The sequence below is a fragment of the Amaricoccus sp. genome, from assembly GCF_017995835.1.
GTDB lineage: Bacteria > Pseudomonadota > Alphaproteobacteria > Rhodobacterales > Rhodobacteraceae > Amaricoccus.
The window spans coordinates 1-8,782 of the sequence record NZ_JAGOID010000113.1 but is presented as its reverse complement, the minus strand read 5'-3'; the positions used below and the strand labels follow the sequence as shown (position 1 = coordinate 8,782).

Here is an 8,782-nt window from a genome sequence, read left to right as displayed (position 1 = left end):
GCCTCGATCCCGCCAAGCGCAGCCAGCTCGGCGCCCACTACACCGACCGCGACAAGATCATGAAGATCGTGAACCCGGTCGTGGTCGAGCCGCTGCTCGCCGAATGGGCCGTGGCGCGCGGCGAGATCGAGGCGGCGCTGGCCCGCGGACGGGCGGCGAAATCCGCCGCCGCCGCCACCCGCGCCCACAACGACGCGCTCGCCCGCCTCGCCGGCTTCCTCGAACGCCTGCGCGGCTTTCGCATCCTCGACCCGGCCTGCGGCTCCGGCAACTTCCTGTATCTGTCCTTGCGCGCGCTCAAGGACATCGAGCACCGCGTCAACGTCGAGGCCGAAGCCCTTGGCCTGCCGCGCGCCTTTCCGTCGGTCGGCCCCGAGGCGGTGCTGGGGCTCGAGCTCAACCCCTTCGCCGCCGAACTCGCCCGCGTCTCGGTCTGGATCGGCGAGATCCAGTGGATGCGCCAGAACGGCTACGAGGCCGCCCGCGACCCGATCCTGCGCCCGCTCGACACCATCGAATGCCGCGACGCGATCCTGAACGCGGACGGCACGCGGGCGGAATGGCCGGGGGCCGACGTGGTGGTGGGCAACCCGCCGTTCCTGGGCAACAAGAGGATGCTGAGCGAGCTTGGGGAGGAGTATACTAACTCGCTTCGGTCTGCTTGGCGCAGCGTCCCCGGTGGGGTCGATCTGGTGGCCTACTGGTTCGTGAAGGCATGGAACGAAATTGAAGCGGGCCGCTTGCGAGCGGCCGGGCTCGTGGCCACCAACTCCATCCGTGGCGGGATCAGCCGCGAAATTCTGAAACCGATCGTGGAGCATGGGCGGATTTTCGAGGCGTGGTCCGACGAAGAGTGGATTGTTGACGGTGCTGCGGTCCGAGTTTCAGTCGTCTGCTTCGACAAGATGAAAGGGGGCGAAGCGGTCCTGGACGGAGTGCCCACGCAACGGATCGCGTCCGACCTAACAACCAACGCGGCCGGTTACGATCTTTCCGCCGCAAGGAAGCTCGCTGCGAACTCGGGAGTGAGCTTCCAAGGCGTGAGCAAGGTCGGCAGCTTTGAGATTGACGGCTTCCTTGCTCGCCAGTGGATGAGGCTCCCCCTCAACCCGAATGGCAAACCTAACAAGATGGTCCTTCGGCCGTGGATAACCGGGACCGATCTCACGGCACGTAATCGAGATGAGTGGGTGGTCGACTTCGGGACGAACCTATCCCTCGAGGATGCGGCGCTCTATGAGATGCCATTCCACCACCTGCGGGAGCTTGTCCTTCCTGAGCGGCGCAACAGCCGCCGAGACGCTTATCGTAAGAGATGGTGGATCCATGGCGAGGCCAGGCCCGGGATGCGAGATTCCCTTCGCGCCTTGGTGCGATACATAGCCACTCCGAAAGTCTCGAAACATCGCTTCTTCGTATATGTTCCGTCGTCCGTTCTTGCCTCCAATCTTGTTATTGCGGTTGCCCGAGACGACGATACCTCCTTCGGCATTCTTGGATCACGCTTCCACGAGCTTTGGTCCCTCGCATTGGGTCAGTGGATCGGCGCGGGAAACGATCCAACCTACACCCCCTCCACCACCTTCGAGACCTTCCCCTTCCCCGAGGGCCTGAGCCCCGACCTCCCCGCCGCCGCCTACGCCGACGACCCGCGGGCGCGAGGCATCGCCGTGGCGGCGGCGGAACTCGACCGGCTCCGGCAGGCGTGGCTGAACCCGCCCGACCTCGTGCGCCGCGAGCCGGAGGTGGTCGCGGGCTATCCCGACCGGCTGCTGCCGGTCAGCGACGCGGCGGCGGCGATCCTGAAGACGCGCACGCTGACCAACCTCTACAACGCCCGCCCCGCCTGGCTCGACGCCGCCCACGCCCGGCTCGACGCCGCCGTCGCGGATGCCTACGGCTGGGGCGAGGACTGGCGCGCCGGGCGGCTCGACGACGACGCGATCCTCGCGCGGCTGTTTGCGCTCAACCAGTCGAGGGCCGCCTGACGGCTGCGACGGGCGGGCCGCAGCAAGCGGGCGGCTACGTCCCGGCCCCGTCCGGCCGCGACGTGGCCAGATAGTCCTCGACAACTGTGGACCGGATTCCGTAGCGGCCGGCCTCCGGGTCCTTGTCCATCCATCGCCACGCCCGCCAGAAGGTCTCGGGGTCCGGCTTCTCCCATACCGCGAGCAGCGCCTCGTGGAAGGCGCGCACCAGATCGCGCCGGCCGAGGCGCAGGTCGCAGACGGGGCAGAGCTCCTCCTCCTCGAACCAGATGGTGAAACGCAGGCGGTCCGGCCCGGGCTCCGGATGCGCCGAGAGAAGCGCGGCCGAGCCCTCCATGTCGATCTCGCAGACCGCTTCGCCGCCGCGAGCGAGCGCCTCCAGCCAGCGGACGATGTGTCCGAAGGGGTCGAACACCTGGCTGTTCGGGATGGTGACCAACACGCCCTCGAGGGTGAGGGTGAGGTGAATCCAACCCGCGCGCGGCGCGCCGAAGGCGATCTCGAACCATTCCGGCTCGCGCGGGGGCGTCGGCGGCGGCGGGACGGGACCGCGCGGGGGCGGGACATGCCAGAACACGAGACGCTCCTGTGCTCGGGGGGGCGACGCATTCCATGGGCCGGCCGGAGACCCCCCGGGCGCCCGGACGCGCGAACCATGCATATCGGTTGTGCATGGGTTGTGCATAGGTTGCGCATCGCTTTTTTTGGCCCTTTTCCGGGGCTTCCGCTCCTGTCTGGCCCCGGACGCCACGGCGCGGGGCGGCCGCATCGTTTGAGCCTTTCTTAAGCCTCCTCCGGCAGGAAGAACCGACCGCCCCCGGGCGCCACGACCACATCGCGAGCACCCCATGATCGGCTTCGTCGGCATCGTCATCGTCTTCGTCATGGTCTTCGGCGGATACGTCATCGCCGGCGGCAAGATCGGGATCATCCTGCACTCGCTGCCCTACGAGATGATGATGATCGCGGGCGCGGCGATCGGGGCCTTCGTGATCTCCAACGACAAGCACGGGATCACCCACACGCTCAAGGCGATCGGCAAGGTCTTCAAGGGACCGCACTGGAAACCGCAGGATTATCAGGACCTTCTCTGCCTGATGTTCCAGTTGATCCGCATCGCCCGCTCGAACCCGGTCGAGCTCGACCAGCACATCGAGGATCCGGGGGCCTCGTCGATCTTCGGGGCGTATCCGCGCATCCTCGCCGACGGCGAGGCGGTGGCGCTGATCTGCGACACGCTGCGCTCGGCCTCGATGAACTACGACGACCCGCACCAGGTCGAGGAGGTGCTGGGCAAGCGCATCGAGGCCAACTACCAGGAATCGCTCCACGCCGCGCATACGCTCCAGTCGATCGCCGACGGGCTGCCGGCGCTCGGCATCGTCGCGGCGGTGCTCGGCGTCATCAAGACCATGGCCTCGATCGACCAGCCGCCGGAGATCCTCGGCAAGATGATCGGCGGCGCGCTGGTCGGCACCTTCCTCGGCGTGTTCCTCGCCTATGGCTTCGTCGGGCCGTTCGCCAACCGGGTGAAGGCGGTGATCGACGAGGACCAGCATTTCTACAACCTGATCCGCGAGGTGATGGTCGCCGCGCTGCACCAGCACGCGCCGAACATCTGCGTCGAGGTCGGCCGGCAGAACGCGCCGGCGGGCGTGCGGCCGTCCTACAACGCGCTCGAGGAGGCGCTCCGGGCCTCGAAGGCGAGCCTCGCGGCATGAGGACCCGACGCGATTGCGCGGCGGTCCTCGCCGGGGCCGTCCTCCTCGCCGCGCCCGCCGTGGCGCAGGAAGGGGGCGCGATCCGCACCGGCGAGCACGCGGGCTTCACCCGCGTGGTGATGACCATCGAGCCGACGACGGAGTGGTCGCTGGAGACCGCGCCGGGGCGCGCGACGATCCTCTTTCCCGGCCGGCGGCTCGAGTTCGGCGTCGAGGGGGTCTGGGACCGCATCCCGCGCGACCGGGTGGACGCGATCGAGGCCACGGTCGGGCCGGAAGGCACGCGCGTCGTCGTCGGCCTCGCCTGCGACTGCCGCATCTCGGCCTCCTTCGTCGGCGCGCGGCATCTCGCGCTCGACGTGGGCGACCGCGACGCCGTGCGCCCCGCCCCGCCCGAGCTTCCGCCCGGGACGGACGCCGCGAGCGAGGCGCGCGTGCGCGCCGCCGTCGCCTCGGCGGAGAAGGCGCTGATCGCCAACCTCTCGCGGGCCGTCGACCAGGGGGTCGTGGTCCCGGCGCCGGCGGAGGCCGCCGTCGTGGCGGAGGCGCCGCCTGCGGCGCCGGGCCAAGGCGCCGGGGGGCCGCGGCCCGAACCGCGACCGCGCACGGAGGGGGCCCCGCCCGGGACGATCGCGGCGTTGGCCGAACTCGACCAGATCGAGACGATCAGCGTCTACGACCGTGACGGCGCGGCGCTGGCCGCGACGCGGGTCCCGCCTGCGCCGCCGGCCGTCTGCCTGCCGGACGACGCGCTCGACATCGGCGCCTGGGGCGCCGCCGCGCCGCTGGCGGAGCAGAGCCAGCCGCTGCTCCGACGCCTCGTCGGCGAGTTCGACCGAACCGACCCGGAGGCGCTGGCGGCGCTGGTCCGCCTCTACCTGCGGCTCGGGCTGGGGGCGGAGGCGGAGAGCCTGATCGCCGGCTTCGGCACGGACCTGCCCGACGCGCCCCTCCTCGTCGCCATGGCCCGCACGCTCGAGGGGCGGCCCGTCGACCCCGCCGGCCCGCTCGCGGTCGCCGAGGATTGCCCGGGGCGGCACGGATTGTGGATCGCGCTGGCCGGGACCGGACCGGCCTGGCGGGGAGAGGCGCAGTTCGCGACGGTGCAGGAGGCCTTCGCCGATCTGCCGGTCGACCTGCGCGCCCTCCTCGGCCCGCCGCTGGCGCTGCGGCTCCTGGACGAGGGGCGCGCCGCCGAGGCGCGGGAGATCGAGACCACCACGATCCGCGCCGGGCGGGGCGAGACCGACGCGCTGGCGCTCGTGAGCGCGCGGCTCGCGGCGGCGGAGGGCGATGCCGAGCCGGCGGCGGCAGCGTTGCGGGCACTGGCCGAGAGCGGCTCGCCGGTCGCGACCGACGCGCTGATCGCGCTGGCCCGGCTCGCTATCGCCGAGGGCTGGACGCTGCCCGGCCGGCTGATCGTCGACCTGCGCGCCGCCGCCCTGGTGCAGAGGGGCGATCCGCGCGAGACGGAATTGCGCGTGGCGCTGATCGAGGCGCTGGCGGCCCGCGGCGAGATCGTGGCGGCGATGGCGGAGACCGCCGCGGCCCGGCAGGATCTGCGGCGGGCGCGCAGCAGGCTCGCCGCGATCGCCGTGGCGGCGGTGGCCGCGGCCGATCCGGAGCGGGTCGGGACGGCGGCCTATGCCGAGGCGGCGCTGGCGGCGCGGCCCTGGCTCCTCGCCGGACCGGGGGGCGATGCCCCGCGCCGGGCGATCGCCGAGCGGCTCGTCGCCGTCGGCCTGCCGAACGCGGCGCTCGACCTGCTGGGGCCGGCGCTCCGACGCGGCGAGCCAGATAGCCGCCGTCTGGCGGCGCGGGCCGAGCTGGCGCTCGGTCGGCCCGACGCGGCGCTCGCAGCACTCGCCGGACTCGACGGACCGGCGACGGCGCCGATCCGAGCGGCGGCGCTCGCCCGGCGCGGCGCCCCGGCGGAGGCGATCACGGTGCTCGAGGCCGCGGGCGATGGGGCCGCCGCCGCGCCCTATGCCTGGGCCTCCGGCGACTGGGGGCGCGCCGCGGCGACGGGCGATCCCGACCGCGCCGCGATGGCGGCCTACATGGCCGCCCGCGCCGGAGCCGCGCCGATCGCCGCTCCCGACGCCGCTGTCGCGCCCGCGGCCGCCGCCTTCGCGGCGCCCCTGCCCCGCCTCGACCGGCCGAGCCTCGGCGCCGCCCGCAGCCTGGTGGAGCGCGGGCCGGTCATCGGGACCTTCGTCGGCGGCCTCATCGCCCGGCCCGATTGACCCGCCCGCGCCGCGCGGCGGCGCGCGGCCGGATCCTACCCCGCGAATTCCGGGCCGAGCTGGCGCCAGAGATAGCCGCGCCCGTCGGGATAGATGGCGACAATGGCCTCGAAGCCGGCGACGCCGGCCTCGTCGAGCGCATAGGCGGCGGCGCGACCCGCCGCGAGATCCTCGGTGATCGCGCCGGCGTCGAAGCAGCTGAACCAGTAGGGCGCGACCAGAGGCGTCGCCTCCGGCGCCGGGGTGGCGGCGGCGAAGGAGGAAGGGTCGGCGCGGAAGCAGCCGCGAAGCTTGAGCGGCGAGGTCGCCGCGTCGATGCCCTCGTAGCCGGAGATCGGGACGGCTTCGCCGGCGACGCGCAGCGCCCCGACCCCGGACTGCCGTTCGTAGTAGGCGAAGTTCTGGAACCAGAAGAGCGCGACGCCGAAGACCAGCGTGACGAGCAGGAGCCCGATGACGAGGACGCGCCCGCGGGTCACACGAAGGCTTTCGGAGAGGCCCCGCTCGGCACGGCCGCCTCGGTCTCCAGATACGCGTCGGCGCAGGCCTTCGCCAGGGCGCGGACCCGGCCGATATAGGCCTGCCGCTCGGTGACGGAGATCACGCCGCGGGCGTCGAGCAGGTTGAAGAGGTGGCTGGCCTTGATGCACTGGTCATAGGCCGGGTGGGCCATGACGATGACCCGCCCCGCCCGGTCGGGCTGGGGCGCGTCGAGGATGCGCTCGCATTCGGCCTCGGCGTCCTCGAAATGGGCGAGGAGCATGGCGGCGTCGGCCTGCTCGAAGTTCCAGCGGGAATACTCGCGCTCGGTCTGGCGGAAGATGTCGCCGTAGCTGAGCGGGATCGGCGCGCCGGGATCGTTGAAGGGCATGTCCATGACGTGATCGACGCCGAGGACGTACATGGCGAGGCGCTCGAGCCCGTAGGTGAGTTCGCCGGACACGGGGCGGCAGTCGTGGCCGCCGACCTGCTGGAAGTAGGTGAACTGGCTCACTTCCATCCCGTCGCACCAGACCTCCCAGCCGAGACCCCAGGCGCCGAGCGTCGGGCTCTCCCAGTCGTCCTCGACGAAGCGGATGTCGTGGAGCGCCGGATCGACGCCGATGGCGGCGAGAGAGCCGAGGTAGAGGTCCTGAAGGTCGGGCGGCGAGGGTTTGATGAGCACCTGGTACTGGTAGTAGTGCTGGAGCCGGTTGGGGTTCTCGCCATAGCGTCCGTCGGTCGGCCGGCGCGAGGGCTGGACATAGGCCGCGGCCCAGGGGCGGGGCCCGAGCGCGCGCAGCGTGGTGGCCGGGTGGAAGGTGCCGGCGCCGACCTCCATGTCGTAGGGCTGGAGGACGGCGCAGCCCTGCGCGGCCCAGTAGGACTGGAGCCGGAGGACGATCTCCTGGAAGCTCTTCGGCGGCGTCGTGGACATGGGGCCCTCGTCCCTGCTCAGGCCGCCGCTCCTTAGGCCCGCGGGGAGCGGGGGTCAACGGGAGGGGCGTCGCGCTGGCGGGCCTCCGGTTCGCCTGACATACTGGACGTCCTCGTCCCGGTGTGACCCATGACCAGATACCCCGTCGCCACATCCGACCATCACGTCGCTCTCGACGGTCGCCGCCTGTTCGCACGGCGCTGGCAGGCGGCGGATGCGGACAGAAACGGGCCGGCGCTGGTCCTTCTCCATGACTCCCTCGGTTGCGTCGAACTCTGGCGCGACTTCCCCGAACGGCTCGCCGAGGCGACCGGCCTGCCGGTCGTCGCCTATGATCGCCTCGGGTTCGGGCGCTCCGATCCCAACCCGGCGCGGCTGGATCGCGACTTCATGGCCGATGAAGCCCGGACCGGCTTCACGGCCGTGCGGGAACAACTCGGCGTCGATCGCTTCATCCCCTTCGGCCACAGCGCGGGCGGCGGCATGGCGGTCGCCGTGGCCACCGCCTTTCCCGGCGCCTGCGCCGCCGTCATCACCCAGGCCGCCCAGGCCTTCGCCGAGGACCGCACGCTCGCCGGCATCCGTGACGCGATGGTCCAGTTCGCCGATCCCGACCAGATGGCGCGGCTCGCCCGCTACCACGGCGACAAGGCGCAATGGGTGTTCGACGCATGGACCGAGACCTGGCTGGCGCCTGACTTCGCCGACTGGACCCTCGACGCCCTGCTGGAAGAGGTCCGTTGCCCCATCCTCGCCATTCATGGCGACCGCGACGAATACGGCTCCCGCGCCCATCCCGAGCGGATAGCGGCAGGGGCCGGAGGACCCGTCACGCCGCTCCTGCTGGAGAATTGCGGTCATCTTCCGCATCGCGAATATCCCGCGCCCGTCATCGCGGCCGTGCAGTCGCTTCTTGCGACCGTCACTGCGCCAGTCCCGCGATAGGGCGCGCCGCAGGCGGCGCCACAAACTCGTGGTGCGCTGCGGCGATCTGTGGAACGGTTCGGTCACCACCACGGGCGAAACGGGGGCGGCATGGCGATCAAGGCGAGCATCTACCACCTCACGCACTACCGCTACGATCGGCCGGTGTTGCTCGGGCCGCAGATCATCCGGCTGCGGCCGGCGCCGCATTCGCGCACGCGCGTGCTGTCGCACAGCCTGAAGGTCGGGCCGCAGCCGCATTTCGTCAACCACCAGCAGGATCCTTACGGCAACTGGCTGGCGCGGTTCGTGTTTCCCGAGCCGGTGCGGGAGCTGAAGATCGAGGTCGATCTCGTCGCCGACATGGCGGTCTACAACCCCTTCGATTTCTTCGTGGAGGAATCGGCCGAGGCCTGGCCGTTCGCGTATCCCGAGGAACTCACCGACGATCTCGTGATCTATCGCCGACCGGAACCGGTCGGGCCG

At 71.4% G+C, this 8,782-nt stretch carries 8 protein-coding genes; 5 read left to right on the top strand and 3 right to left on the bottom strand.

What is annotated here, in order from left to right; genetic code table 11:
• Positions 1 to 1,988: class I SAM-dependent DNA methyltransferase (locus tag KBA23_RS14210; protein ID WP_290742075.1), on the top strand; the 1,988-nt coding region annotated here is incomplete at its 5' end.
• A 34-nt stretch (positions 1,989 to 2,022) separates the two neighbouring features.
• Here the strand turns inward: KBA23_RS14210 and KBA23_RS14205 are convergent.
• Positions 2,023 to 2,565: a hypothetical protein gene (locus KBA23_RS14205; protein ID WP_290742072.1), complete on the bottom strand. Its 543-nt coding sequence runs from the start codon at positions 2,563 to 2,565 to the stop codon at positions 2,023 to 2,025.
• 271 nt (positions 2,566 to 2,836) lie between these two features.
• On the opposite strand from KBA23_RS14205, the gene motA reads away from it, so the two are divergent.
• Both motA and KBA23_RS14195 read left to right on the top strand, forming a co-directional pair.
• Positions 2,837 to 3,709: a flagellar motor stator protein MotA gene (motA, locus tag KBA23_RS14200; protein WP_290742069.1), complete on the top strand. Its 873-nt coding sequence runs from the start codon at positions 2,837 to 2,839 to the stop codon at positions 3,707 to 3,709.
• Positions 3,706 to 5,955, top strand: coding sequence for a hypothetical protein (locus tag KBA23_RS14195; RefSeq protein ID WP_290742066.1), 2,250 nt, complete (start codon positions 3,706 to 3,708; stop codon positions 5,953 to 5,955). The genes motA and KBA23_RS14195 overlap by 4 nt, the downstream gene beginning before the upstream one ends.
• A 35-nt stretch (positions 5,956 to 5,990) precedes the next feature.
• On the opposite strand, the gene KBA23_RS14190 is transcribed toward KBA23_RS14195, so the two are convergent.
• Positions 5,991 to 6,434 (bottom strand): DUF6446 family protein, encoded by a 444-nt coding sequence (locus KBA23_RS14190; RefSeq protein ID WP_290742063.1) that lies wholly within the window; start codon positions 6,432 to 6,434, stop codon positions 5,991 to 5,993.
• On the bottom strand, positions 6,431 to 7,372 hold the full coding sequence (locus tag KBA23_RS14185) for a glycine--tRNA ligase subunit alpha (protein WP_290742060.1): 942 nt from the start codon (positions 7,370 to 7,372) through the stop codon (positions 6,431 to 6,433). The genes KBA23_RS14190 and KBA23_RS14185 overlap by 4 nt, the downstream gene beginning before the upstream one ends.
• Positions 7,373 to 7,501: 129 nt before the next feature.
• On the opposite strand from KBA23_RS14185, the gene KBA23_RS14180 reads away from it, so the two are divergent.
• Entirely contained in the window at positions 7,502 to 8,317 is an 816-nt protein-coding gene (locus tag KBA23_RS14180; protein WP_290742058.1) for an alpha/beta hydrolase, read from the top strand.
• Between the two features lie 90 nt (positions 8,318 to 8,407).
• Positions 8,408 to 8,782 (top strand): transglutaminase N-terminal domain-containing protein (locus KBA23_RS14175; RefSeq protein ID WP_290742055.1); only part of this gene is annotated, 375 nt, incomplete at its 3' end.